The organism is Corynebacterium sp. CCUG 71335, from assembly GCF_024454075.1.
Taxonomy (GTDB): domain Bacteria; phylum Actinomycetota; class Actinomycetes; order Mycobacteriales; family Mycobacteriaceae; genus Corynebacterium; species Corynebacterium genitalium.
Map to the genome: position 1 here is coordinate 59,639 of NZ_JAGPYY010000001.1, position 23,924 is coordinate 83,562.

Below are 23,924 nucleotides of genomic sequence, written 5' to 3' on the forward strand. Positions count from 1 at the left end.
CAGTGTCACTCCTCGACATGTAGGTGAGAGGATCCTCGCTCAGAACCCTCGGTTAAGGTGTCTACAATCTTACGCTCATTCGGCGCGGCCGGAGCCAGCTCCGGGACCGCCCCAGGGGCTATCCCGCACTTGGCGACGAGCTGCTCCACGAGTGCATCCACCTGATCCTGGCGGTACCCGCGCGGGACGACTTCGAGCGCGATGTCGTCGATGCGGCCGCCCTCGACGGCGGCGCGGTTGGCTTGAATGACGTCGTGCGGCTCATCCATCGGCGGCAGCACTTCGCCGCGGCCAAAGATCGACGCGGACACCCACGCGCCGAACACGGCGATGGCGGCGATGACGAGGATGAGCAGCAACCAAGACAGCATGCTGGGGATATTACCGCACCCACGGCGGGCGCTCGGCGTGCGGCGCGAGCACCCCTGCGCGCGACAGAATGGCCCGCGCGACCGTTTCGGACATCTGCGTCAGCTCCGTCAACGGCCGGTTGCGGTGGGTTTTCAACCCGAGGTCCACTTGGGTGATGGATGCGGGGCCGTGGTGGGTGGTGACGTCGATAAGCAGTCCCGCCTCTACGCCATACCCCGCGGCGAACGGCAGGCGCAGGGCAGTCTCGCGGCGAATCGCGTACTCGCCGGCGAGTGGCTGGTCCAGCTGCGGCACGTCTGGAAAGAATAGGCGCAGCAGGGGTTTCGCGGTCAGTTCTGTGACGCGGCCGCCGTCGTTGGCGCGGCGGTACGCGGCCTTGACCAGGTGGATCGCCGGGTCCTCGAGCGGTGCGGCGAGCGTATCGACCCACCACGGTTCGACGGTGGTGACATCAGCGTCGAGAAACACCACGACATCGCCGCTCGCCGCCTTCACCCCGCGCCACAACGCCTCCCCCTTGCCGGGGCGCACAGGTTGCGGGTCAATGTCGCGCCAGTTCACCACGGTCGCGCCCGCCTCTGCCGCACGCTGCGCCGTGTCATCGCGCGAATCCGAGTCGATGACAAGCACTTCATCAGCGCCCGACGCACGCGCTTGCTTGACGACGCCCCCTACCGTCTCCCCCTCATCCAACGCCGGCACCACGACTGAAACGCGCATCAGCCCAGTCCTCTGACGGTGTCCCGGGGCGGTACAGTCCCTTGGATCGCGGCGGTCATGTAGAGCACGTCCATGGTGTCGGCGACCTCGTGGACGCGGAAAGCCGCGACACCGCGGGCTGCGCACCACGCCGTCGCGGCGAGTGTTCCGGTGACGCGCTCCCCGACGGGCTGGCCGTTCTTGCCCAGTGTCTCCCCAATGAAATCCTTGTTGGACAGAGCCATGAGGACGGGCCAACCGGTGGCGACGATCTCGTCGACACGCCGGAGAATCTCCAAGCCGTGAAAAGTGTTCTTGCCGAAGTCATGCGTGGGGTCGATGAAGACCTTGTCCTCCGGCACGCCGCAAGAAACTGCGCGCTCGGCCAGCGCGGTGGTTTCGGCGATGATGTCGGCGACCACGTCGTCATAATGCACCCGGTGCGGGCGTGTCCGCGGGGTGGCACCACCCGTGTGAGAGCAGACGTAGCCGACCTTGTGGGCGCCAGCGACCTCAACGAGCTCCGGCTCCCAGCCCGCCCACGTGTCGTTGATGATGGTGGCGCCCGCCGCAATCGCGGCTTCGGCGACCTCCGGGCGCCACGTGTCGGCGGAAATGTCGACGGTGCTTGCGGAGAATTCCTCGCGGACCGCAGCAATCAGCGGAACGATCCGGTCGATCTCCTCCGCCACACTGACGGTGTCGCCGGGTCCGGCCTTGACACCTCCGACGTCGATAATGCTCGCGCCCTCGGCGACTATTCGGCGGGCTCGCTCGACGGCGCTGTCGAAGGCATACGTCGCACCCTTGTCGTAGAAGGAGTCCGGGGTGCGGTTGAGGATGCCCATGATCCGGGCCATCTCACCCATCAGGCTTGGTGCGGCGTGTGAATGTTCCGCGGGTCGGTCATCTCGCGGTGGGACGCGCAAATGTACTCCACGGCTTCTTCGACGGAGTCGGTGACAAGGAAAAGCTCATCATCACCCGGAGAGATCAGGCCGCGGGCGAGCTGCTGACCGCGGATCCAGTCCACCAAGCCGGACCAGAACTCGGTGCCCAACAGGACCATCGGGAAATTGGTCACCTTGCCGGTCTGGATCATGCAGAGGACCTCGAAGACCTCGTCCATCGTGCCGTAGCCGCCGGGAAGCGAGATGAAGCCCTGGGAGTACTTCAAGAACATCGTCTTGCGGGCGAAGAAGTAACGGAAGTTCAGACCCAGGTCGACCCAGTCGTTGAGCCCCTGCTCGAACGGCAGCTCAATACCCAGCCCGACGGACATGCCCTGTGCCTCGTGCGCGCCACGGTTCGGGCCTTCCATCAGGCCGGGGCCGCCGCCGGTGATGACGGCGTACCCAGCGTCAACAAGGGCCTTGCCCAGCTGGCGGGCCTGCTCGTACTCCGGGGTGCCCTCGCCCAGGCGTGCCGAGCCGAAGACAGTCACGGCCCAGCCCAGATCCTGCAGTGCATCAAAACCGGAGACGAACTCGCTGGTGATGCGCATGACGCGCCACGGATCGGCGTGTTTCCAATCGTGATCGGCGCGGCCCATCTCGAGCAGGCGCTGGTCATAGGTCGAGCTCCCGTCCTTATCTCTATTGCGCTTGAGAATCGGGCCGGACAGCGTGCGGTTTCTGTCCGGGCGGGGTGTGATCTGTGGGGCCACGGGGTAAACTTGCCTTTGCGTAGGGTGCGGGGGTGCTGAACTTATAAGGTGGCCGGCATCTGCCAGCTCTTACCTACTCTGCGGAGCGAGGAACTCGCGCAGAGAGTCGGCGACGGTGCGGATCTGGTCCACCGGGCACTGCTCATCAATCTTGTGGGCAAAGCCGGGGTCGCCGGGGCCGAAGTTCACGGCCGGAACCCCCAGACTAGAGAACCGCGACACATCCGTCCATCCGAACTTGGCACGGAAGTTCCCGCCGACGGCGCGCAGCAGACCCTTCGCGACGGGGTCGTCGAGACCCGGCAGGGCACCGCCGACCGCATCGTCGTAGGTGAGTTCAAGGCTCTCGTCAATGTCTAGGACGGACTCAAGGTGCGCTTTGGCGTCCTCCAACGAGCGGTCCGGAGCGAAGCGGAAGTTCACCGTCAGCCGCGCCTCATCTGGGATGGTGTTGGTGGCCACTCCCCCGCTTATCCCCACGACGTTGAGGCCCTCGCGGTATTCGCACCCGGCGATGGTGACCGTGCGCGGCTCGTAGGCCGCCACGCGGCCGAGCACCCCGGCCAGGTCGTGAATAGCGTTGTGTCCCAGCCACGCGCGTGCCGAGTGGGCGCGCGTGCCGCGGGCGTCGACGAACACGCGGATCGTGCCCTGGCATCCGGCCTCGATAATCGCTCCTGACGGCTCGCCGAGCAGCGTCAAGTCGCCGTCGAGCAGCTCCGGGCAATCCCGCTCCAAGTGTGCCAGGCCGTTGTATTGGGCGGCGACCTCCTCGGCTTCGTAACAGATCAGGGTCAGGTCGGTGGTGAGGGAAGAAGCGTCGTAAAGCGTGGCGAACGCGTGCAAATAGCAGGCCAGGCCCGATTTCATGTCCACCGAGCCGCAGCCGAACAGCGTATCGCCCTCAACGCGGTGCGGGACGTTGTCGGCGATCGGCACCGTATCGATGTGCCCTGCCAGCACCACCCGTTGCCCCAACCCGCGGTGCGTGCGCGCGATGAGCGTGTGGCCGCGCCGGGTCACCTCCACGCCGTCCAACGCGCGCAGGGCCTCCTCGATCGCATCGGCGATCTGCTCTTCCTCATGCGACGGCGACGGGATGTCCATCAGCGCTTTCGTCAGCTCAACAGGGTCCTGAAATAGATCTAACGTCACGTGGGCGATCTTAGCGCGCGGCCGCTGAGTCCCTTTCGTACGATGTGACGCATGGGTCAATCCGCACGCGCAGTAGGAATCGCCAACATCGCCGCCGACGGTACCGTGCTGGACAGCTGGTACCCCTCCGTGTCGCTTATCGACGACCCCGCCGACATCCTCGCCCCCTCCACCCGCCGCGTCAGCGCCAACGACCTTTCGCAGCGCCTGCTCAACCTCGTCGGAATGGACAGGGACCGCCGCGTCGAAGTGGTGCCCGTGCTCACCGAAATCGCCGACCTGGACGCTCCCGCCATCGACGCTCATGATGTCTACCTGCGCCTGCACCTGCTCTCCCACCGCAAAGTGCGGCCGCTGGAGATCAACATGACCGACTGCCTCGAGCACCTCGTGCCCGTGGCCTGGACCAACAAAGGCCCCTGCCTGCCCGACGACTTCGAGTACGTGCGCACCAACTTGCGCGCCCGCGGCACCATTCACGTCTACGGCATTGAGCGGCTGCCCCGCATGGTCGACTACGTCGTGCCCACCGGTGTGACCATCGCCGAGGCCGAGCGCGTCCGCCTTGGTGCCTACCTCGCCGAAGGCACCAGTGTGAACCGCGAAGGCTACGTCTCCTACAACTCCGGAACACTCGGCGCTGCCCGGATCGAAGGGCGACTGTCATCGGCGTGCGTCGTCGGCGGCGGCTCCGACCTGGGCCTGTCGTCGCTCGTCATGGCCGGCCGCTCCGGCGGATCCAACCGCACCCCGCTCCACATCGGTGCGGACTGCATCATCCACCCCTCCGCCGGCATCATTGACCTCGACCTGGGTGACCGCTGCGAAATCGGCGCCGGCGTCATGCTCGAACCGGGCACTATTCTCCATGACTCCCGCATCGGCACCGGCTTCGAATCCTACGTTCCCGCCCGCACCATCAACGGCCAGTCCGACATCACCATCACCAACGAAGCGCACAGCGCCACACCGGTGATCCGCGAGCGGCGCGCGCAATAACGCGAAATCCTCCCCTGATTTCTTGGTCAGCCCCCGCTATTCCTAGACTTGACATTTATGTCAACATCCCTGAACGCCGGGCTGAAAACCCGTCACCTGACCATGATGGGACTCGGCTCAGCTATCGGTGCCGGCCTGTTCCTGGGCACCGGGGTGGGTATTCAAGCCGCCGGCCCCGCTGTGCTCATCGCCTACATCATTGCTGGCGCCATCACCGTGTGCGTGATGCAGATGCTCGCCGAGATGGTCGCCGCGCGCCCGTCGTCGGGCACCTTCTCCACCTATGCCGAGGAAGCGTTCGGGCCCTGGGCTGGCTTCCTCATCGGCTGGCTGTATTGGTTCATGATGATCATGATCATGGCCGTGGAGATCACCGGTGCCTCCGCCATCATCGCCGCCTGGTTCAGCATCTCGCCATGGATTCCGGCGCTTGTGGCGATTGTCGTGTTCACGCTGATCAACTTCGCCGCCGTGCGCAACTTCGGCGAGTTCGAATTCTGGTTCGCACTAATCAAAGTCGTAGTCATCGTGGCGTTCCTGATTCTCGGCGTCGCGCTGTGGCTGGGACTGCTGCCGGGCACGTCGTTTGTCGGCCTGTCCAACGTCAGCGACATCGGCTTCATGCCCAACGGCTGGGGCGGCGTGGCTACCGCGCTGCTCGCCGTCGCGTTCGCCTTCGGCGGCATTGAGCTGGTCACCATCGCCGCCGCCGAATCCGAAGACCCCGAGGTCGCCGTCCACTCCGCAATCCGCACCATCATCTGGCGCATCTCCGTCTTCTACATCGGCTCCGTGCTGCTCATCGTGCTGCTGCTGCCGTTCAACCAGATCGGCGGCGCGTCCGACGCCTCCGAATCGCCCTTCACCGCCGTGCTGCGCCTGGCCAACATCCCCGGTGCCGTGGGCATCATGGAGGCGGTCATCGTCGTCGCGCTGCTGTCCGCGTGCAACACGCAGATCTACGGCTCCTCGCGCTTCCTGCACAACCTCTCCGTGCGCGGCGATGCCCCCCGCGCCTTTTCGCTTACCGACGCCCGCGGCGTCCCCCTGCGCGCCGTCATCGTCTCCGTCATCTTCGGATTCGTCGCCGTCGCCCTCCAATACTGGAACCCGCCGGGGCTGCTCGCCTTCCTGCTCAATGCCGTCGGAGGCTGCTTGATCGTGATCTGGTTCGCCATCGCGTTCTCGTTCCTGCGACTCCACCCGCGCCTGGAGGCCACCGGCCAGCTCACCGACGTCCGCATGTGGGCCCCGTCTGTCTTGCCGTGGGCAACCATTGCGCTGGCTGCTGGGATTGTTGTCCTCATGCTTACCGACGACGGCGGCCGCTTCCAGGTCATATCCGTCGCCGTCGTTGTCACCGTGATCACCGTCGCCGGGCTGATCTGGACCAACACCGGCGCGTTCAAGCGCCGCCGCGCTGATATTGCCGCGAACTCCCCCGCAGCACCCGCAGCGCTCGATGAAGCCACCGCAGACACCGACTCCACAACCGAAACCACCACCGAAGGACCCCGTCGATGACTACTGCCGCTAACACCTCCGGGCCGGACTCCGGCGCCAACCACGGCGCCACCACAACCGCCGCCGCGTCGACCGCGGACGCGAATTCTGAACTCGGCAGCGGCCTGAAGTCGCGCCACCTCACGCTCATGGGCCTGGGCACTGCCGTCGGTGCGGGCCTGTTCCTCGGCGTCGGCGTGGGCATCCGCGCGGCGGGACCGGCGATTTTGCTGGCTTACGTTATAGCCGGTGTCATCGTGATTTCCGTGATGCGCATGTTGGGTGAGATGGCGGCGGCGCGCCCGTCGTCAGGTTCTTTCGCGACGTACGGACGCCAAGCGTACGGCCACTGGGCGGGCTTCCTCCTCGGCTGGATCTACTGGTTCCTGCTCATCATGGCGTGCGGTGTGGAGATCACCGGCGCATCCGCCATCATGGCGGGCTGGTTCGGGGTGCCGCAGTGGATTCCGGCGCTCGTCGTCGTGGGCATTCTCACCGCCGTCAACCTCGCGCAGGTCAAGGGATTCGGCGAGTTCGAGTACTGGTTCGCCATGATCAAGGTCGCCGTCATCTTGCTCTTCCTGGTCATTGGTGCCGCCCTGTGGCTCGGCCTGTTGCCCGCCAACGGCTTCGTCGGGTTCTCCAACGTGACCGAATCCGGTTTCGCCCCCAACGGCATCGCCGGTATCGCCGCCGGCCTTCTCGCCGTCGCCTTCGCGTTCGGAGGCATCGAGGTGGTCACCATCGCCGCCGCCGAATCCGAGGACCCCGCCCGCAACGTGCGCAACGCCGTCAACTCCATCATCTGGCGTATCGCGCTATTTTACATCGGCTCGGTCATCGTGATCATCCTGCTGCTCCCCTACGCGCAGATCGACGGCGCGGACACCGCCGCAGAATCCCCCTTCACTCAGGTGCTGGACATGGCCAACATCCCGGCCGCGGCCGGCTTCATGGAGGCCGTCATCGTCTTGGCGCTGCTCTCGGCCTTCAACGCGCAGGTCTACGGCACCTCCCGCCTGGCCTACCAGCAGGCGCTCGAAGGTGACGCTCCGCGCTGGATGGCACGCACCAACGCCCACGGCGTGCCGATCAACTCGGTGCTCGTCTCCGTCTTCTTCGCCTTCGTGGCTGTCGGTCTGCAGTGGTGGAACCCGCCGGGCATGATCGACTTCATCATGAACGCCACCGGTGGCTGCCTCATCGTGGTGTGGATCATGATCACGCTGAGCTACATCAAGCTCAAGCCGGGCATCGCCGACTCCGCCGTCCAGGTCCGCGGCGCATCCTGGGTCCCGTGGGTCACGCTCGCCGCGCTCCTCGGCCTCGTCGTCCTGATGCTTTTCGACGCCTCCGCCCGCCCCCAAGTCATCTCCGTCACCATCCTCTCCCTCGTGCTGGTGGGCTTGTCTCTTCTCACCCCCGGTAGAAGCGTCAAAAACAACGGTGAAACCGCACCGGACGGGAACAAAACCTCTGCCTAATAGCGTTTCACGCGTGCCAAAGCTGAGATATCGCCCCCGATTCTCTAAGCTGGCTCACGGAAACAACGCGACGAGTCCCCCGTAGACACGTCGCATCACTGAGCAGAAAGAGCTGATACAGAGATGACCACCGCAATTGCTAAGGGCCTGGCCACCGTCACCCACGACGGAACCGTTCTGGATGTCTGGTACCCGGCCCCGAAGATTGGGGAGTCCGTCACCGAAGCCGGCACCACGCGCCTCGAAGAGACCCCGCAGCAGTTCGAAGACCTGGCCGGGCCGGATGAGGATCGTGGGGTGGCGCGTGTGGCAGTGGAGACGCGGATTGCGTCGATAAGCGATGCCCCCGCAGATGCGTACGACGCGTACCTGCGCCTCCACCTGCTGTCCCACCGCCTAGTCAAGCCGCACGAGGCGAACCTCGACGGGCTGTTTGGTCTGCTGGCCAACGTCGTGTGGACCAACTACGGTCCTTGCGAGGTGTCTGACTTCCAGGTCGTACGCGGTCGCCTGGCAGCCAGGGGCCCGGTCGTTGTCTACTCGGTAGACAAGTTCCCCCGCATGGTCGATTACGTTGTGCCGTCCGGCGTGCGCATCGGCGACGCCGACCGCATCCGCCTCGGTGCCCACCTGGCCGAAGGCACGACCGTCATGCACGAAGGCTTCGTGAACTTCAACGCCGGCACCCTCGGCGCCTCCATGGTCGAGGGCCGCATTTCCGCTGGCGTGGTCGTCGGCGACGGCACCGACATCGGCGGCGGCGCCTCCATCATGGGCACCCTGTCCGGCGGCGGCAAGGAAACCATCAAGATCGGCGAAGGCTGCCTGCTCGGCGCCAACGCCGGCATCGGCATCTCGCTCGGCGACAACTGCACCGTTGAGGCCGGCCTGTACGTCACCGCCGGCACCAAGGTCGTCATCACCGATAACATCGCCGCCGACCTGGGCCGCTCCGCCGGCGACGAAGTCAAGGCCGTCGAGCTGTCCGGCCACAACAACATCCTGTTCCGCCGCAACTCCCTGACCGGCGCCGTCGAGGCTTCCCGCGCACACGCCGTCGAGCTCAACGAAGAGCTGCACAAGAACTAACCCCTGTTGCACACTGCAGTGTGCACGCTCTTGCCCCGCCTTGTGCGGGGCTTTTAGCGTGTGAGGCATGGAAACTTTCGATGACCTTGTCAGCGCGTTCAGCGCCCCAAGGTTGGGGGCGTTGAAAGATTTCAACAAACAGCAAGCACTCAGCGCCGGCGTGGAGCCGTCGGTGGTGAACAACTGGAAACTTGTCCATGATGCCTACTTCGGCGATGGCTTATCTGCAGCCAAGCGCGAGAAAGCCTCGAAGAAAGCGATGCGCTTGGGCCTCTCCGTGGGCATGCTCGCAAAAATCGAGCGCTCCATCGCGCACATCAAGCATGCGACACGCCGCCACACCATGCGCCTGAAGCTTCTCGACGCCGCCAGCCGCACCACCCGCACCTTCAAAGCCTTGGGAGCACTGATCAAGAAGATCGTCCCGCCGAAAAACCCACCCGCGCGCCAGGAGCGCGCCACCATCAGTGAAGGCGACGACGACATGGCCACCCTGACCCTGACGACCGGTAAACGCTTCCTCGCCGACCTCAAGCACGTTCTTACGGCCGGCATGGGTGCCGACGTTTCTCCAGGGGCGCACATGGCGCGCAAGCTCATTGCCTTATTGCGTGGCGACGGCAGCGTCCCCGAAGCCTCACCCCGCCCCATGCTCCTTGTTCCCCTGCCGGAATGGACGCGTATTGTCCGCGGCGACGGCGACGATGTGATCCTTGGCTTGACCGACGGCACCACCATGACCGGCAAGGAATTCATGGACCGGTTCATCGCCACCGGCGACAACGAGCTGGAAGCCGCAGTGTTCCACCCCACCGAAGGCGCCGTGAATCTGTACCGCACTGAGCGTCTGGCCAACGCCAAGCAACGCGACCTGGCCAAGGCAGTCCAGCCGATGTGCGCCCACCCGGACTGCCACCATGCTGCCGACTTCTGCCAGGTCCATCACGCGGAAGCATGGGCGCGCGGCGGGGAGACTAACATCGCCAACCTGGTTCCGCTGTGCCGCTACCACAACCGTATTAACGACGACGCCCCAGACGTGCACCGCTCCCGAGGCCACATTGCAATCCGCGACGGCCGGCCAGTATGGGTCTCCCCGTACGGCACCGTGCGCACCAACCAGCGGCATAGGTTCGGCGCCATGGACGCTCTCTTCGGTCCTGCAGTTGCCGCCGCTTAGACTGCGGGAACTCGAAGGGCGGCGAGCTCGAGGGGCGGCGAAGCCGGTCTAGACGACAGCGAGGGGGCTTTTCGGTTTCCCGAACGTCCAGAGTTTATTGATGACGAAGTTGACCGGCATCGCCACCAGGGTCGAAATCGCGGCGGACCAGTAGAATTTTGTGCGGAAGCCGGTGGAGTTGTCGAAGATGTCGTCGGAAAGCGCGATGGGCGATGTCGGATTCATCAGCAACGTCGCCACGGTCTGACTTACGAGGAATGCGACAATGCCCGTGGTCATGAACGGGAAATAGCCGCGCAACCACGACTTCTTCGGCACATTGCGGAACGTCCACGACCGGTTGAGCTGGTAGTTCCACGTGTTTGCCACCACAAACGCAATGGTCATGATGACGTGGTACCAGCGGACGTTCCACCGCGTGCCGAACAAGTTCATGAAGACTTCGTTCTCGTGGATATCCCACCCGAGCTCGAGCGCCTTCTTGACTACATAAACCACCGCAAGGTTGACGAAGACCCCTGACCCGCCGACAATCCCGAATTTGATGAATTCTCGTGCGCCGTTAGCGAAGCGGACAGCGGTACTCCCGCCGCCCTCAGCTGGCCGTGGTTCGGCCGGTGTCACAGTGTCCGTCAATGAGCGTCCTTAGTCCTCAGTGGCGCCCGAATCGACGCGCAACTTCCCGGCAACATTACTCTGGTAGCGCGCGAACTCTGGGATTGTCGTGGCGTTATCTTGCTCACGAACCGGTCGAACCGCCCGTGGACGCGGCTGCGACGAACCAGAAGCGCTACTGCGCTAGGCGGGCGACTGCGGCATCGATGCGCTCGTCCGTCGCGGTCAGCGCAATGCGGACGTGCTGAGCGCCGGCAGGGCCGTAAAAATCGCCCGGTGCGGCGAGGATGCCGCGCTCGGCGAGCCAGTCGAGCGCCTCGCGGGAGTTCATGCCTTCGCGGCGCACCCAGAGGTAGAGGCCAGCGTCGGATGCATCGACCGTGAACCCAGCGCCGGGCAAAGCCTTCAGCAACTCGACGCGGCGGGTGGCGTACACCGACCGTTGCAGCTCCTCATGGAGGTCGCTACTCAGTGCTGCGGTCATTGCGTGCTGGATCGGGCCAGGCACGATCAGGCCGGCGTGTTTGCGCACCTCCAGCAGTTCTTGGACCAGGTTCTCGTCGCCGGAGATCATGCCGGTGCGGTAGGAGGCGAGATTCGAGGTCTTCGACAGCGAGTGCAGCGCGAGCAGCCCGGTGTTGTCCCCGTCAGTCACGGACGGGTGCAGGATGGACACTGGGTCGGTGGTCCAGCCGAGGTAGAGGTAGCACTCGTCGGAGGCCACGATCGCGCCGGTGTCGCGGGCAAACTCAACCCACGCTCGCAGCTGCTCCACCGATGCCAGGGCGCCGGTCGGGTTCGAGGGCGAGTTGATGAACACCAGGGCGGCGTCGCGGGGGGCGTCGGCGGGATCGTCGCAACGCACGATGTTGCACCCTGCGATGAGTGCCCCGACTTCGTAGGTGGGGTACGCCACTTCTGGGATGACCACGGTCTCGCCGCGCAGCCCGAGCAGCGTCGGCAGCCACGCGACGGCCTCTTTCAGGCCGATCGTCGGCAGAACCGATTTCTCGTTCAGCCCCGCGATGCCGAAGCGGCGCTCCAGAGCCGACACGATCGCCTCGCGCAGCTCCGGGGTGCCCATGGTCTGCGGGTATCCGGGCGCGGCAGCATTCTCTGCGAGGGCGAGCTGGATCGTCGGGGGCACCGGATCCACGGGCCCGCCCACGGACAGGTCAATCAAACCGTCCGGGTGGGAGGCCGCCTTCTTCTTGACGTCGAGGATCGTGTCCCACGGGAAGTCAGGCAGGGTCGAGGAGAGCGGGCTGCGCGGCATTTAGGACTCCCGCATCGGCGGCAGCGCGGCCACGAATGGGTGGTCGAAGTCGTACTTGCCGGCGGCAGCCGCTCCGCCCGGGGAGCCGAGCTCGTCGAAAAATGCGACGTTGACGTCGTAGTAGTGGTTCCACTCCTCGGGCAGGTCGTCTTCGTAGAAGATGGCTTCGACCGGGCAGGCGGGCTCGCAGGCGCCGCAGTCCACACACTCGTCGGGGTGGATGTAGAGCATGCGTTTGCCCTCGTAGATGCAGTCGACGGGGCATTCTTCGACGCATGAGCGGTCGAGCAGATCAACGCACGGTTCGGCGATGATGTAGGTCATTGTTGCTCCTCTGGGTTTTCCTGTTGCCCGTCAAGTATGTCACTTGCGCCGTAGGAGGGGCCAAACCCCTCCGAGGCAACCGGCGATTAACAGCGCGAGTGCGCGAATGGAATTGTTGTTCAGGATATCGCTGGTGACGTCGACGCCGAAATAGAGCATTGCAAAGCAGGCGGCCCACACGAGGGTCGGCACGAGCACGCGCACGCTTTTCGACGTCCACAACCGCCCCGTCCGCGTGACCACCCCCTGAAAGAGGAACGCGGTAGCGATAGAAGGGATCCCCCACGCGGCGTTGATGGAGGTGACTTGCAGCAGCACGGCGAACATCGCGCCGATGCTGAGCCACGCGATGGCCCAGCGCGCTTCGGAGGGGCTGAAGTCAGTGCGGACCTGCGGCTCCCGGCGCATGGGTGGCTCGGGCGTCACGGCGCGATGCCACTGAGCAGGTCAGCGCCGTGGTCCAGCGGCTGCCCGGCCCCGAGCTGGTAGTGCTCGCGGCGGATGACGGGCTGAGCAATGAGATTGGACAGCGCGTAGGTGGTCACGTCGGCGGAGGGGGCGCGGCCGAAGGCGGCGTGGGGGTTGGTGGTGGAGGTGGAGCCGTCGGCAATCCAGATCTGGGTGGCGTGGGCGCGCATGGCGTCGATCTTGGCGGCGTAGACGGTGTCGTTCATCTCTACCCAGGTGTCGGTGGTGTCGACGGCATCGAGCTCGCCCGGCGCAGGACGGGTCCAGCCTGCGGGGACAACCTCGGCGGTTTCAGCTTCAAGCTCGCTGCGCAGGCGCGTGGCCCAGAGAATGCGCGGCACTCCCCCGATCTGGTCGGCGGCGGCGTGCGTGATCTCGTGGGCGCGGATGTGGTCGGGGTGGCCGTAACCGCCGTTGGGGTCGTATGTGAGCACGAGGTGGGGCCGTTCCCGTTCGAAGATGGCGGCAAGGTCGTCAACCGCGCGCTGCCCCGAGTTCACGAACGCCCTTGCGTTGCGTGACGCGGGCGCCCCCGCCATCCCCGAATCCCTGTACTGCCCCGCCCCGCCGAGGAACTCGCCGCGCACGCCGAGGATGTCCAACGCGCGGGCCAGCTCGTGGATGCGGAAGCCGCCCAACTGGTTGGCGCCCCGGCCCTGGTCGTCGACGAGGCCCTGGTAGGTCTCGCCGATGACTTCGCCTTCCTCGCCGAGCGTGCAGGTCACAACGAGGACGTCGGCCCCGCGGCGAGACAGGTCAGCGAGGGCGCCGCCGGTGGAGATGGATTCATCGTCCGGGTGGGCGTGGACGGCGACGACGCGGTACCCAGTGAGGTCTCTACGATCAGCGTGCGCGTTGGGGCGGGGGTTACTCGGGTTCTGTGGTGCGTTGCTCATTGGCAGTTGTGTCCTCTTTCCATGTGTCGGCCCCGGCAAGGCCACGGTCCCATTCTTCCAAGTTCGGCGACGGGCCAATGATGCCTTGCCCCAGGACGATGATCCGGCGCTCGCGCAGTACCGGCACCCACACGGCTTCGATTGCGGTAGCGGCGGTGACCTGTTCGCGGGCTTGTTGGCTGGAGATGTCGCCGGCGAGAATTGCCTCGGCTAGTCGGTCCGTGTCCGGGGTGCATAATCCGCTCAGGTTGCCGGAGGCGTAGCGGTCAGCGCCCGCACCGCCTGCGTCGTTGCCGTTGGCCCCATCGCCGCCACTGTCCTGGGCGCCGCTGTCCCCGGCTTCCGTTGCGGCGGTGTAGGGGCATTGGACCTTGCTGGCCCACGCAGTCGAGCTGTTGGTGAACGACCAGCTCATCACCGCATCGATCTCACCGGCAGGCAGTCGCTCCGCAATATCGGTCATGTCGGCGGCGACGGTCTCCGCGGAGATCCCTTCGCCGTTGAGGATGTCCACGAGCGCTCTGGTGGCCGGCATCGACTCGTCATCGCGCGGGTCGGCGGCGATGCGCAACGGCCTGTGCTTATCGACGGCCGCGCGCAACTCTCCCGCTTCTCGACCCAACGCCGGAGTCGCTTCGGCGGCATCGACGTCGCGGGAGCGGGAGGAGGCGATGCGGGCGATGAGGGGGACGTCGATAAGCGAGCGCAGCTCCTCGCGTGCCGCAAGGTCATTGAGAATGGGCGAATCGACGCTCATGACCAGGCCTAATTCTCGTGGTCCGCGCTCCGTGCGGACTTGGGTTCCGGGGATGAGGGAGTACGCGTCGGCCGATGTCTCCCCCGGCACGTGATCGACGAAGGCGAGCTGGCCGGCGCGCAAACGGTCGGCGACCTGCTCGGTGGAGCGCACCGAATTCAGCGTCAGAATGTCAATGCTCGCCGGGCTTTGCCCCCAGAACCTGTCATTGCGGTTCAGCGTGATGATGCCACTGCCGCGGTCGACTTGGTCGACCATGTAGCGGCCGGCCGAAGCTGGGATCGAGTCTGCGAGCGCCGCTGCGAAATCGGCTGCGGTCGAATCGAGCAGGTGTGACGGCAGCAGGTTGCGGAACATTCCCTGCCAATCGCCGACCGGCTCGTCAAAAACGACGTCGACGATCTTGCCGCCTCCGCCCGAGACCCGCACGTCGCTCACGGCACGGTACGGGGCCGGGTCGACCGTGCCCGGCGTGGAGGTCATGCCACGCCACAGGTAGGCGAAGTCGGCGCCGGTGATGGGACTGCCGTCGGACCATTGGGCGGCCGGGCTGATTTCGTAGCGCACGGTCATTGCCGCGTCCTCGTCACCCTCGCCGGCGGGCAGCTCGCTGGTGCTGACGAGCAGATCAGTGTTCATCTTCCCGTCCACGAACGCGCTGGGCAGGGTGAGCTCAGCAATATCCTGCACCGTCGAATTCTCATCGGCGATGAGGTGCGGGTTGAGCCCGTTGCGCAGCGGCTGCACCCCGACCTGGACTTGTGACCGCGTCGGGCCGGGCTGGACGGTCGTCGTCGCTGTCTCCGTGGTCACCGTCTCTTCGACGATCGGGGGCGGGCCCGGGTTGGCTGCGCACGAGGAGAGCAGGCTTATCGACGCGAGCGTGACCGTCGTCAAGCGAACTGCTTTCATGCGCGCTAATGCTACTTGTTCATCTGCTTGGCACGAGAACGTGCACGGCCGCGCTCGGTGGAATTGAGGATCACCTTGCGCACGCGCATGACCTCGGGCGTGACCTCGACGCACTCGTCGTCGTCGCAGAACTCGATGGCCTCATCCAGGGAGAGGGTCCTGGCCTTGGCCAGCGTGACCGTTGCGTCTGCGGTGGCAGAACGCATGTTGGTCAGCTTCTTCTCCTTGGTGATGTTGATGTCCATGTCCTCGTCGCGGCTGTTCGCGCCGACGACCATGCCCTCGTAGGTTTCCGCGCCGGGCTCGACGAAGAAATCGCCACGGTCTGCCAGCTGCGTCAACGCGTAGGCGGTGACCTGGCCGGAACGGTCGGCAACGAGCGAGCCAGTCGGGCGGCCCTTGATCTCCCCTGCCCACGGGCGGTGCTCGATGGAGTAGCTGTTGGCAATACCAGCGCCGCGGGTCTCGGTGAGGAACGTCGTGCGGAAGCCAATCAGGCCGCGGGACGGGACGTCGAACTCCATGCGGACCCAGTCACCGGCGCCAGAGTTGCCCATGGCGGTCATCTGGCCCTTGCGGTTGGCCATGAGCTGGGTGACAGCACCCTGGTGCTCGGACGGAGTGTCAATGACCATGTGGTCGTAGGGCTCATAGGTCTTGCCGTCGATCTCCTTGGTGACCACCTGCGGCTTGCCCACGGTCAGCTCGAAGCCTTCGCGGCGCATCGTCTCGATCAGAACGGTCAGGGCCATTTCGCCGCGGCCCTGGACCTCCCACGCGTCGGGGCGGTCGGTCGGCAGCACCTTGATGGAGACGTTACCAATCAGCTCCTGGTCCAGGCGCGCCTTGACCATGCGGGCGGTGAGCTTGTCGCCACCGCCGCGGCCGGCCATCGGGGAGGTGTTCACGCCGATGGTCATGGAGATTGCGGGATCGTCGATTTTGATGCGCTCGCGGGCCTCGACGTGCTCCGGGTCGCACAGGGTGTCGCCGATCATGATCTCGTCGATGCCGGACACCGCGGCGATGTCGCCGGCGACGACCTCGCCCTGGGCCGGAACACGCTCAAGACCTTCGGTGACCAGCAGTTCGGCGATCTTGACGTTCTTGACGTGCTCGTTGCCGTCAGAGTCGTAGTGGACCCAGGCGACGTTGTCGCCTTTCTTCACGCTGCCGCGGTACACGCGGATCAACGCGATACGGCCCAGGAAGGACGAGGAGTCTAGGTTGGTGACCTGCGCCTGGAACGGGGCATCGATGTCGGCGGAGGGTTCGGGGAGGACGTCGTAGATGACGTCGAAAAGCGGCTGCAGGTCGTCGTTGTCCGGCAGGCCGCCGTTACCCGGGTTGTTGAAGGAGGCACGGCCGGCGCGGCCGGAGGCGTAGAGCACCGGCAGCTCGAGCAGGTTCTCTGCGGCTTCAGCCGCATCCGGATCCTCCAATGACGCGCCGAGCTCGAGGAGCAGGTCCTGGGCCTCGTCGACGACTTCGTCGATACGCGCGTCCGGGCGGTCGGTCTTGTTCACGCAGATGATCACGGGTTTTTTCGCCTCGAGCGCTTTGCCCAGGACGAAGCGGGTTTGCGGGAGGGGTCCTTCGGAGGCGTCGATAAGCAGAACAACACCGTCGACCATGGACAGGCCGCGCTCCACCTCGCCGCCGAAGTCCGCGTGGCCCGGCGTGTCAATGACGTTGATAACTAGATCGCGGCCATCCTTGCCCGCGCCTTTGCGGCGGATGGATGTGTTCTTCGCCAGAATGGTGATGCCGCGCTCGGACTCGAGATCGCCGGAGTCCATGACGCGGTCCGCGACCTCGCCGTGGTCACCGAACACGCCGGACTGCTCCAGCATGCCGTTGACGAGGGTGGTCTTGCCGTGGTCAACGTGCGCGACGATAGCGACGTTGCGGAATTCGGGGTGCGACACTGCGGATCTGCTCCTTCTTGCTTTTGCGTGACGACGCCACCGCAACGGCAGCCCCGCTTGAACGGTTAAACCCTACCCGCATACGGTGGGTAACGCGATGTCGGGGCGCAGCCGAACTGAAGACAGAACCCAACAGAGAACTCAACACACGCGGAGCAGGACCCAGGAAACAACACGCAACGCCCGCCCCAATCCCGACATTGGGACGTAAGAATACTATTGATATTTATGTTGCAATTGTTTTCAAAGTAACTAAAGTGTCCTGTGATAATGCGTTACTTTCCCGACGCGAAGGACCCAACTCCCATGAAGCTGAAGAAGCTCCCCGCCCTGCCGGCCCTGCCAGTGCCGTCGCGCCCTGTGAAGGCTGCTGCTGCGGCGACCATGCTCGCCGCCGGGCTCGTGGCCGGTGCGGCCGCTCCCGCCTCCGCGCAGAGCGCTGCCCCGGGACTGCCGGATCTATCGAACGTCACGTCGTCGCAAATTATCGACGATCTCGGCCGCCCCACCCCGCAGGTCCAGCGCGCCGTGACCGATTTTGCTAGCCAGCCGTGGGTGCCGCCGCAGGTGCGCGACGCACTTCTGGCAGCGGTCGGGTTCACCGCCGGGAAGGGGCAGACCGGTGGACCGGCCCTGCCGACGAACGGCCCGGCGTTTCGCCAGGGGTACTGGCCAACGGTGTCGCTGAACTGCATGGGCCCGGGCCTGCACTCCACAGGGTCCGTTATCGCGGTGCCGGGACCGGCGAACTCTCCGCAGCCGGCGCCGAAGGCCGGGGAGAGCACGTTCGTCTTCACCGCCCTGGGCACGGGAGCTGCGGAGAAGCAGCAGGGCCAGATGAATGTGTACTGGGTGAATGTTGGCTCGCTGCGCAGCGGTGTAACGCCTCTGGGCAATAACGGGATTAATCCCACAGGACCGGCAACCTTGTCCGGGGTGGCCTCCACGGGCCCCGGACCCGTTCTGGCAGTGGTCGACGGTGCGGTGAAGACAGGCGGGAAGTCCTGCCGCTTCGCACCGGTGGCCCTGACGGCGACGGTGAAGTAGGACGCCGGATGTAGGAAAGGCGATCGAGATGACTGGCACAGGCCCCCAGGTAACCCCGGGCGCGGCAGATTCTGCCGTGGATCTCCACCCCGTCAAGCAGGAGACCTTCGACACGATGTCGAAGACGAACACGGACCCGAAGGGGTACCTGCGCGACGTGGACACGTTCACGGTGACGGATTTCGGCCTGTACATGGCCCGTGGGGCCAACCACCCGAAGTTCGGTTACCTGGAGAGCTGGTTGCTGCCGGAACTCAACTTGCGCGCCAACATCTTCCACTTCCGCGAGGGCGTGGATGTGGAGCAGGACTTCTACTTCGACATCGCCGCCATTGATCACGAGGGCGAAGTGTGGCGCACACGCGACTTGTACGTCGACCTCGTGGCCATCCAGGGCGAGGCGATCGACGTGCTCGACATCGACGAGCTTGCCGCGGCCACCTCAGCAGGCCTGATCAGCGCCGCGGAAGCGGAGAAGGCGATCGATGCCACGCTCAACGCTGTCGAGGGCATCACCCGACACGACGACGACGCGATGGAATGGCTCCGCGCCCAGGGCATCGAACTGACATGGGCTGAGGAAGTGGAGTTGGCGCCGGTGGGTTAGGCGCTGTCGCGCGAGAAACGTGCGACGGTCTCTCCCCCGCGTAGCCACTCGACGACGACATCGTCTTCGTTCGCGATGTGGATCAAGCGTGTGGCTACCTGACGTTCGGCCTCCTCAACGCCGTCACGGGGACCCTCGACGCTGAACATGAGCACGCCGTCGGTGCCGATGACATCGCACGTGGCGTCCGGGAATTTGAACAAGCCTTTGGAACCGTCGCTGTCCCACGTCGCGTCAATGGTCTGAGCGAAGTGGGCGGCCAGCCGCTTGCCGCACCGCCCTGGGCTGGACAAACGCACCCGGGCTGTCGATGTGACCGTTTCAGACATGCTCACACCATACATAACGGGGTAGGCTCTGCTCGTTCCCTACAGAAAGGCTCAAACAATGGCCGGTGGTTTGCTCGCACTGCTTGACGACGTCGCCCTGATCGCCCGCACCGCCGCATCCAGCATGGATGACGTGGCTGCCATGACGGCGAAAACGTCCGCTAAAGCTGCAGGTGTTGTAATCGACGATGCTGCAGTGACGCCGCAATATGTCACGGGGGTGACGCCGGCGCGCGAGTTGCCGATGATCTGGCGGATCACAAAGGGTTCGCTGCGCAACAAGCTGCTCATCATTCTGCCGATCGCGCTACTGCTCAACGCCGTCGCTCCGTGGGCTTTGGTGCCCATCCTCATGATTGGTGGTTCCTATCTGTGCTTTGAGGGTGCGGAGAAGATCGTCGATAAGCTTCTGCACGACGAGGATGAAGCAGCAGAGCGCGCCGTCAACCGCGATGCTGAAAGCGAAGACTCGCTGGTCCAGCGCGCTGTGACGACAGACCTAATTCTGTCTGCGGAGATCATGATCATCGCGCTCGACGAAGTCGCTGACCAGCCGCTGTGGATGGAATTCCTCGTGCTGGTGGCCGTGGCCATCTTCATCACGATCGCGGTCTACGGTGCGGTGGCGCTGCTGGTGAAAGTCGACGACATCGGTCTGGGCATGGTTGAGCGCGGCAATACGCCAAAGCTGGGCACTGCCCTGGTCAAGGGCATGCCGTACGTGCTCAAGGCGATCGGTGTGGTGGGCACGGTAGCCATGCTGTGGGTCGGCGGACACCTGATCATTCGTGGTTTCGACGAAGTCTTTGGCTGGCACTGGCCGCACGACATTCTCGCCCGCGGTGTGGAAGCAGTCGGCGGCGGCTTCGTCGGCTGGCTTGTGGATACTGCTGGGTCGCTGGTGATGGGTCTCATCGTCGGCTTCGCCGTCCTGGCTGTTGTGGAGCTGGTTCGAAAGATGCTGGGCAAGTCCCACCAAGCTGGATGATCCCTGCCAATCGAACCCAGCCATTCGTTCAGCCGTTGCCTAACGCGTAAAGTTTCGAGTCATGGAACCGACCCCGCGCTACCCCCTTGCGCCGACCGCCTTAGGCGACGGCATGCGCGTGCGCGTGGGCAACGTCATGCACGCCACGGTGCATGAGAGCCTCGGCACGGCTGGCGGTGCTGGGCAGGCAGGCCTCACAACGGTTGAACTGGAACCGCACCCGATCTCCGGCGGGTGGCGCGTGCGCTGGCCGCAGGCGCACGGCAGCGTCATCGGTGAGATCGCCGCCGCAGACCGCGACACGCTGTTCCCTATCGACATCGTGCACGACGCGGGCATGATCCCGACCGCGACCGCCACGCTAGACGTCGCACCAGGCACCGGTGTCTGCGACGTCACGGTCAACCTCGCACCGGCCGAATTTGTCATTCCGGGCAACAACCCGCTCCCCGGTTCGGTAATGCTGCCCGGCAGCTACGACGAAACCGTTTTCGTCGACATCTCCACGGGCGAGTTCAGCGCTTCCGACATCACGGACATGTCCCCCGGCCAGTGGCTCGTGGGGCTGCTGGTGCGCGGGCAAGACATTGTGGTCACATGCGACGGCCGCGTACTCGGCACATTGCCCCACCCCGAGGCCGACCTTTTGCGCTCGCTTATCGACGCCTCCCCCGCCCCCGTCATAGCCCGCGCCTTCGCCAACAACGGACGCATTGGCGTCGATGTCTCCCCTGTTTCTGGGGCGGGCGCAATCCAGCAACTTCCCGAGCTGCCTCTCGAGCCGGAAACCTCCGACGACCCCTGGCAGGTCTACGAATACGCCGACGGCACCCTAGCCATCACCGTCGAGCTCGATGCCGCCATCGACCCGGAGGACCAAGTCATCCCGTTCCCGGGTGCGCGGGAGATCTTCCTGGATTGGGAACCGAAATACCAGCCGCCAGCGCAGGACGAGACCCCGGAAGCAGCCCCGCGGGTGCGGGTGGAGCCAGTCTTCGAGCCGGTACCAGCGCCCGAGCCGGAACCAGAGCCTTTGCTGCCCCCAGAACCGGAGCAGGAGCCGTTGCTGCCACCGGAGCCGGAGCCGTTGCTGCCGCCGGAGCCGGAGCAGGAGCCGTTGCTGCCACCGGAGCCGGAGCCCGTGTTCGAGCCGGAGCCGGAACCAGAGCCGGAGCCCGCGCCGAGGCCAAAGCCCATGCCGGAGCCGGTGTTCGAGCCGGTGTTCAAGACGAAGCCCGAGCCGAAGCCCGAGCCGGAGCCGGTGCTCCCGCCAGAGCAGCCGTCCCCCGCGGAGCCACCAGCGCCGGAACCGCTGTTCCCGGCCGAACCGGCGGAGCGCCCCAAGCCGGAACCGCTGTTCCCGGCCGAACCGGCGGAGCGTCCGAAGCCGGAGCCACTGTTCCCGCCCGAGCCGGCTGCGAAACTGGAGCCGTTGTCCACCGCAGAGCCGAAGGCTCAGCCGGAGCCGCTGTTCCCGGCCGAACCGGAGGCTCGGCCAGCGTCCCGCGCGGGGCGAAGACCACTGTTCCCTGCAGAGCCTTCGTCGGAGCTGCACCGCCGAGCGCAGGCTCATGTGCCTACGCAGTCCTTCCCGGCTCCTATATCGTTCAACCCCGGCCGCAGCAGTACCTCGGCCGACCTCGCCGGCGAGAACACCTACTTGTCCGAGGTGGAAAAGGTGCGGTTGCGGCGTGCTACGCGTTCTCGGCGCGCGGCACAGGGCACGGGCCGGCACAGGCGCCCCGACGATACGTCCAGTGTCGGGCGCCACAGGAAGCCGGAATAAAGCACTCGCCCTTTGCTAGAGTCCAATCCGGTTGCATCATCGCCCCCGGATATCAAAGCGAGCTAGCCCCATGCATACCCCGCGTACCCCGCGTTTCCTTCGTCCCGGTCGCTCCCGTCGTTCCCCGCGTCCCCTGCGTTCAACGTCTTCCGCCGTGCTCGCTGGACTTGCCGCTGTATCCCTGATCAGCCCTGCGGTAGCGGACGCACAGAGCTCGTCTTCTTCCTCGAGCTCGTCGAGTTCGCCGAGTGACTTCAGCTCCGGGCTCTTCGGCACGCCGTTGGAGAAGCCAGCGGCAAAGCCCGGAAACAACCCCTGGAGCCGGGTCAGCGAAGGCCTCGACGTCACGATGGTCGGTGACTTGCTGGGCACTCACCAAAACGACATTGGTGCCGGTGCGTTGGATCTGGGAATCATGGCGCCGCTGGGTATCGGGGAGGAATTCGCCATCGTCTTCGGCGACTCGTTCACCGGCCGCGGTTTTGGCCAGGGCGAGTGGCTCAGCCCCATCGGTGCAGTCGCTGAGATGGACGGGAACGGCCGGATCACTTTGAAGCGCCCGCTGAACAGTGGTGATTCTGTAAGACAGCTCATTAACTACCGTCACGACAACAACTTGACGTTGATTCCGTCTGATGTGATCAACATCAACGGGGTCTTGTACATGCAGGGCATGTGGAACGCGGGCCTGGGCAACATCGTGGAGACCCAGATCTGGAAGTCCACTGACAACGGCCGCACGTGGACGTCGGTGGGCACGACAAGCCCGCGCTATATGAGGGGTCTGGGCAACATGATCAGCTGGGAGATGGGGCCGGATGGTTTCATCTACGTGGTGTCGTCCGATTTCCGTCGCCAAGACTCGGTGTATTTGTCCCGGTTCCGCGAGCAGGACATTGGCAACCGCGAAAGCTGGGAGATTCACGATCCCGCCACCGGCACGTGGGGTTCGAAGATGGGCAAGCCGATGCTCTCCAAGAACATGAAGGCCGGTGAGATGTCGTTGCGCTACATCGACGGCCACTGGGTGCTCGCAATGTTCAACGCTCAAACCCGCTCCATCGAGGTGCGCGTGTCCGAGACCATCGCGCGCAACTGGGACGAGATTGCGCCGGCCCGCCCCGTCGTCGCTGGCGACGGCAATTGGCGCCACCGCCAGGACGAGAACAACTTCACCCAGCTCTACGGCGGTTACATTGTTCCGGGTTCGACTCTGGACAATATGGACTTGGTTGTCTCGCAGTGGAACACGTCCAACAATTCCCGCTACATGTCCACCCAGTTCAACGTGAAGGGCCTGGACAAGTTCTTCGGCATCGCCCCGTCGGATGCCCCAGCCGAGGTCGACCGCGGTGCGGTGGGCGACCAGACCGTCCTCGACGTCAACGAGTCGGACATCACGCAGGACGCCTTGGACCGCCTGGACAAGGAGCAGGCGATGGAGGAAGCTACCGACGTCACACTCGTGCCGCTGAACTAACCCTCTCCGCTAGACTCGCCGCCGTTTTGGTATTCCCGCACAATGCGCGCGGAGACGGCGGCGATCTCTTTCACTGCCTGGTAGAAACGCCCCATCTCGTTCCACACGCCGTCTTCGGACAGGACGCCGAACTGCGCGTCGGGGTAGTTCTGCATGTCGCCGCTCCAGCCGGTTTCGTAGTACTCGATCAACGGCGCCAGCTCACCCCAGGCCTCCTCAAGCTGCTCGGGCAGGTTCTCGAGGGTGGCGTTGGTGCGGGTGATGCGGGCTAGTCGAGCGTCGTTAAGCGGGATGCGTTCGGGGAGATCCATGCCCTTGGATTCTAGGTAGACTGAAGGTGCCTGATGTTCGCAACACATAAGGA

The 23,924-nt window shown here is 65.0% G+C and carries 24 protein-coding genes; 10 read left to right on the plus strand and 14 right to left on the minus strand.

The features are described 5' to 3' along the window. Window positions 1-5: 5 nt before the first annotated feature. From KBX19_RS00280 to dapE, 5 genes are all read right to left on the minus strand, one after another. Window positions 6-371 (minus strand): cell division protein DivIVA, encoded by a 366-nt coding sequence (locus KBX19_RS00280; protein ID WP_255995269.1) that lies wholly within the window; start codon window positions 369-371, stop codon window positions 6-8. A gap of 10 nt (window positions 372-381) precedes the next feature. Continuing rightward, window positions 382-1,092, minus strand: coding sequence for a glucosyl-3-phosphoglycerate synthase (locus tag KBX19_RS00285; protein WP_255995268.1), 711 nt, complete (start codon window positions 1,090-1,092; stop codon window positions 382-384). Next, window positions 1,092-1,940 (minus strand): dihydropteroate synthase, encoded by an 849-nt coding sequence (gene folP / locus KBX19_RS00290; protein WP_255997015.1) that lies wholly within the window; start codon window positions 1,938-1,940, stop codon window positions 1,092-1,094. Before folP ends, KBX19_RS00285 begins: the two co-directional genes overlap by 1 nt. Further along, window positions 1,940-2,737, minus strand: a complete 798-nt coding sequence (locus tag KBX19_RS00295) for a TIGR00730 family Rossman fold protein (protein ID WP_255995265.1) — start codon at window positions 2,735-2,737, stop codon at window positions 1,940-1,942. The genes folP and KBX19_RS00295 overlap by 1 nt, the downstream gene beginning before the upstream one ends. A 69-nt stretch (window positions 2,738-2,806) precedes the next feature. Further along, a complete protein-coding gene (gene dapE / locus KBX19_RS00300; RefSeq protein WP_255995264.1) occupies window positions 2,807-3,892 on the minus strand; it encodes a succinyl-diaminopimelate desuccinylase in 1,086 nt (361 codons plus the stop codon). Between the two features lie 51 nt (window positions 3,893-3,943). Here dapE and KBX19_RS00305 point away from each other — a divergent pair, with 51 nt between their 5' ends. The 5 genes from KBX19_RS00305 (at window position 3,944) to KBX19_RS00325 (ending at window position 10,147) form a co-directional block, all read left to right on the plus strand. Then, complete coding sequence (locus KBX19_RS00305; RefSeq protein ID WP_255997016.1) at window positions 3,944-4,891, plus strand: succinyltransferase; 948 nt, start codon at window positions 3,944-3,946, stop codon at window positions 4,889-4,891. Between the two features lie 57 nt (window positions 4,892-4,948). Next, a complete protein-coding gene (locus tag KBX19_RS00310) occupies window positions 4,949-6,415 on the plus strand; it encodes an amino acid permease (protein WP_305083292.1) in 1,467 nt (488 codons plus the stop codon). Between the two features lie 128 nt (window positions 6,416-6,543). Continuing rightward, the gene (locus KBX19_RS00315; RefSeq protein ID WP_255995293.1) at window positions 6,544-7,878 is read left to right on the plus strand and encodes an amino acid permease; all 1,335 of its coding nucleotides are present in this window, start codon (window positions 6,544-6,546) and stop codon (window positions 7,876-7,878) included. A 123-nt stretch (window positions 7,879-8,001) separates the two neighbouring features. Then, window positions 8,002-8,967: a 2,3,4,5-tetrahydropyridine-2,6-dicarboxylate N-succinyltransferase gene (gene dapD, locus KBX19_RS00320; protein WP_005290811.1), complete on the plus strand. Its 966-nt coding sequence runs from the start codon at window positions 8,002-8,004 to the stop codon at window positions 8,965-8,967. Window positions 8,968-9,034: 67 nt separating this feature from the next. Then, entirely contained in the window at window positions 9,035-10,147 is a 1,113-nt protein-coding gene (locus KBX19_RS00325) for an HNH endonuclease signature motif containing protein (protein ID WP_255997017.1), read from the plus strand. A 48-nt stretch (window positions 10,148-10,195) separates the two neighbouring features. Here KBX19_RS00325 and KBX19_RS00330 read toward each other — a convergent pair whose 3' ends face one another. From KBX19_RS00330 to typA, 7 genes are all read right to left on the minus strand, one after another. Next, the gene (locus KBX19_RS00330; protein WP_156774926.1) at window positions 10,196-10,771 is read right to left on the minus strand and encodes a GtrA family protein; all 576 of its coding nucleotides are present in this window, start codon (window positions 10,769-10,771) and stop codon (window positions 10,196-10,198) included. A 166-nt stretch (window positions 10,772-10,937) separates the two neighbouring features. Next, complete coding sequence (gene dapC, locus KBX19_RS00335; protein ID WP_005290818.1) at window positions 10,938-12,038, minus strand: succinyldiaminopimelate transaminase; 1,101 nt, start codon at window positions 12,036-12,038, stop codon at window positions 10,938-10,940. Further along, entirely contained in the window at window positions 12,039-12,362 is a 324-nt protein-coding gene (gene fdxA, locus KBX19_RS00340; RefSeq protein WP_255995260.1) for a ferredoxin, read from the minus strand. A gap of 39 nt (window positions 12,363-12,401) precedes the next feature. Then, the gene (locus KBX19_RS00345) at window positions 12,402-12,788 is read right to left on the minus strand and encodes a hypothetical protein (RefSeq protein ID WP_255995259.1); all 387 of its coding nucleotides are present in this window, start codon (window positions 12,786-12,788) and stop codon (window positions 12,402-12,404) included. After that, window positions 12,785-13,726: an N-acetyl-1-D-myo-inositol-2-amino-2-deoxy-alpha-D-glucopyranoside deacetylase gene (mshB, locus tag KBX19_RS00350; RefSeq protein ID WP_255997018.1), complete on the minus strand. Its 942-nt coding sequence runs from the start codon at window positions 13,724-13,726 to the stop codon at window positions 12,785-12,787. Before mshB ends, KBX19_RS00345 begins: the two co-directional genes overlap by 4 nt. After that, the gene (locus KBX19_RS00355) at window positions 13,698-15,395 is read right to left on the minus strand and encodes an ABC transporter family substrate-binding protein (RefSeq protein WP_005290831.1); all 1,698 of its coding nucleotides are present in this window, start codon (window positions 15,393-15,395) and stop codon (window positions 13,698-13,700) included. Before KBX19_RS00355 ends, mshB begins: the two co-directional genes overlap by 29 nt. A gap of 11 nt (window positions 15,396-15,406) precedes the next feature. Further along, a complete protein-coding gene (gene typA / locus KBX19_RS00360) occupies window positions 15,407-17,323 on the minus strand; it encodes a translational GTPase TypA (RefSeq protein ID WP_005290834.1) in 1,917 nt (638 codons plus the stop codon). Between the two features lie 306 nt (window positions 17,324-17,629). Between typA and KBX19_RS00365 the strand changes: the two genes are divergently transcribed. Together KBX19_RS00365 and KBX19_RS00370 are read left to right on the plus strand one after the other, a co-directional pair. Further along, a complete protein-coding gene (locus KBX19_RS00365; protein ID WP_232210301.1) occupies window positions 17,630-18,370 on the plus strand; it encodes a hypothetical protein in 741 nt (246 codons plus the stop codon). Window positions 18,371-18,398: 28 nt separating this feature from the next. Beyond that, a complete protein-coding gene (locus KBX19_RS00370) occupies window positions 18,399-18,977 on the plus strand; it encodes a DUF402 domain-containing protein (protein ID WP_005290838.1) in 579 nt (192 codons plus the stop codon). On the opposite strand, the gene KBX19_RS00375 is transcribed toward KBX19_RS00370, so the two are convergent. Continuing rightward, window positions 18,974-19,306, minus strand: coding sequence for a DUF2218 domain-containing protein (locus tag KBX19_RS00375; protein ID WP_040423787.1), 333 nt, complete (start codon window positions 19,304-19,306; stop codon window positions 18,974-18,976). The genes KBX19_RS00370 and KBX19_RS00375 overlap by 4 nt on opposite strands. A gap of 58 nt (window positions 19,307-19,364) precedes the next feature. Here KBX19_RS00375 and KBX19_RS00380 point away from each other — a divergent pair, with 58 nt between their 5' ends. The 3 genes from KBX19_RS00380 to KBX19_RS00390 all read left to right on the plus strand — a co-directional run bounded on the left by KBX19_RS00380 (window position 19,365) and on the right by KBX19_RS00390 (window position 23,560). Next, window positions 19,365-20,294 (plus strand): DUF808 domain-containing protein, encoded by a 930-nt coding sequence (locus KBX19_RS00380; RefSeq protein WP_005290844.1) that lies wholly within the window; start codon window positions 19,365-19,367, stop codon window positions 20,292-20,294. Between the two features lie 61 nt (window positions 20,295-20,355). Further along, a complete protein-coding gene (locus KBX19_RS00385; RefSeq protein WP_005290847.1) occupies window positions 20,356-22,080 on the plus strand; it encodes a hypothetical protein in 1,725 nt (574 codons plus the stop codon). Window positions 22,081-22,213: 133 nt separating this feature from the next. Further along, window positions 22,214-23,560: a DUF4185 domain-containing protein gene (locus KBX19_RS00390; RefSeq protein ID WP_040424551.1), complete on the plus strand. Its 1,347-nt coding sequence runs from the start codon at window positions 22,214-22,216 to the stop codon at window positions 23,558-23,560. Here KBX19_RS00390 and KBX19_RS00395 read toward each other — a convergent pair. Continuing rightward, the gene (locus KBX19_RS00395) at window positions 23,557-23,871 is read right to left on the minus strand and encodes a DUF4298 domain-containing protein (RefSeq protein WP_005290853.1); all 315 of its coding nucleotides are present in this window, start codon (window positions 23,869-23,871) and stop codon (window positions 23,557-23,559) included. The two genes, KBX19_RS00390 and KBX19_RS00395, sit on opposite strands and share 4 nt — an antisense overlap. Window positions 23,872-23,924 lie beyond the last annotated feature (53 nt).

Excerpts from the sequence above, each read along its gene's own strand:
- mshB (WP_255997018.1), bottom strand. The coding sequence starts at position 13,726 with ATGAGCAACGCACCACAGAACCCGAGTAACCCCCGCCCCAACGCGCAC.
- KBX19_RS00305 (WP_255997016.1), top strand. The coding sequence starts at position 3,944 with ATGGGTCAATCCGCACGCGCAGTAGGAATCGCCAACATCGCCGCCGAC.
- dapD (WP_005290811.1), top strand. The coding sequence starts at position 8,002 with ATGACCACCGCAATTGCTAAGGGCCTGGCCACCGTCACCCACGACGGA.
- KBX19_RS00365 (WP_232210301.1), top strand. The coding sequence starts at position 17,630 with ATGAAGCTGAAGAAGCTCCCCGCCCTGCCGGCCCTGCCAGTGCCGTCG.
- fdxA (WP_255995260.1), bottom strand. The coding sequence starts at position 12,362 with ATGACCTACATCATCGCCGAACCGTGCGTTGATCTGCTCGACCGCTCA.
- KBX19_RS00310 (WP_305083292.1), top strand. The coding sequence starts at position 4,949 with ATGTCAACATCCCTGAACGCCGGGCTGAAAACCCGTCACCTGACCATG.
- KBX19_RS00285 (WP_255995268.1), bottom strand. The coding sequence starts at position 1,092 with ATGCGCGTTTCAGTCGTGGTGCCGGCGTTGGATGAGGGGGAGACGGTA.
- KBX19_RS00325 (WP_255997017.1), top strand. The coding sequence starts at position 9,035 with ATGGAAACTTTCGATGACCTTGTCAGCGCGTTCAGCGCCCCAAGGTTG.
- KBX19_RS00315 (WP_255995293.1), top strand. The coding sequence starts at position 6,544 with ATGGGCCTGGGCACTGCCGTCGGTGCGGGCCTGTTCCTCGGCGTCGGC.
- KBX19_RS00395 (WP_005290853.1), bottom strand. The coding sequence starts at position 23,871 with ATGGATCTCCCCGAACGCATCCCGCTTAACGACGCTCGACTAGCCCGC.
- KBX19_RS00355 (WP_005290831.1), bottom strand. The coding sequence starts at position 15,395 with ATGAAAGCAGTTCGCTTGACGACGGTCACGCTCGCGTCGATAAGCCTG.
- folP (WP_255997015.1), bottom strand. The coding sequence starts at position 1,940 with ATGGGTGAGATGGCCCGGATCATGGGCATCCTCAACCGCACCCCGGAC.
- KBX19_RS00280 (WP_255995269.1), bottom strand. The coding sequence starts at position 371 with ATGCTGTCTTGGTTGCTGCTCATCCTCGTCATCGCCGCCATCGCCGTG.
- KBX19_RS00370 (WP_005290838.1), top strand. The coding sequence starts at position 18,399 with ATGACTGGCACAGGCCCCCAGGTAACCCCGGGCGCGGCAGATTCTGCC.
- KBX19_RS00380 (WP_005290844.1), top strand. The coding sequence starts at position 19,365 with ATGGCCGGTGGTTTGCTCGCACTGCTTGACGACGTCGCCCTGATCGCC.
- dapC (WP_005290818.1), bottom strand. The coding sequence starts at position 12,038 with ATGCCGCGCAGCCCGCTCTCCTCGACCCTGCCTGACTTCCCGTGGGAC.
- KBX19_RS00375 (WP_040423787.1), bottom strand. The coding sequence starts at position 19,306 with ATGTCTGAAACGGTCACATCGACAGCCCGGGTGCGTTTGTCCAGCCCA.
- KBX19_RS00385 (WP_005290847.1), top strand. The coding sequence starts at position 20,356 with ATGGAACCGACCCCGCGCTACCCCCTTGCGCCGACCGCCTTAGGCGAC.